We start from the raw sequence: 524 nt of genomic DNA, 5'->3' as shown, positions 1-524 counted from the left end.
GATCGGCAGGGCGAGCACCGCCGTCGCGGCGAGCTCCTTGCGGCTGTTCACCCGCACCTCCGCGCTGCGGCCCGGCAGGACCGCGTCGAGAAAGGCGTCCAGGAGTTCCTCGGCGCCCGCGGAGACCCGATCGAGGGTGCCGCGCAGGACGGCGGAGCGGTAGTTCATCGAATGGTCGAACGCGGTGTCCGCCACGACCAGGGCGTCCACGTGGGTCACCGTCAGCGTGACGGGTGCGCCCGCGGCGACGTGGCGCAGCGCGCCCGCCCCGGTCGATCCGTGCACAACGATGCGGTCCCCTGCCCGGGCGTAGGCGATCGGGATCGACCAGGGCAGGCCGTCGGCCACCGTCGACAGCACGGCGACCATGCCCTCGTCGAGGATCTCGTCGGGCAGGCGCCGGTCGCCGCCCCGCTCGGGGTATCGGGTGAGCTTGTCCATGCCGACCATTCTCGGTCGAATACCGGAGCATCAGAAGGTCCGGAAAGTGTTCAATCGATGATCCACTATTCTGGGGGCGTGCC

The 524-nt window shown here is 70.4% G+C and carries 1 protein-coding gene; it reads right to left on the bottom strand.

Annotated features, from left to right (window positions below; all coding sequences use genetic code 11):
- Window positions 1–441, bottom strand: a 441-nt coding sequence (locus FK268_RS23880; RefSeq protein ID WP_231707251.1) for a pyridoxamine 5'-phosphate oxidase family protein, incomplete at its 3' end; no start/stop codon positions are given.
- Window positions 442–524 lie beyond the last annotated feature (83 nt).

The sequence above is a fragment of the Tsukamurella sputi genome (assembly GCF_007858445.1).
Lineage (GTDB): Bacteria > Actinomycetota > Actinomycetes > Mycobacteriales > Mycobacteriaceae > Tsukamurella > Tsukamurella sputi.
The sequence above is the reverse complement of the archived record's forward strand: the minus strand, read 5'-3'. Positions and strand labels throughout refer to the sequence as shown.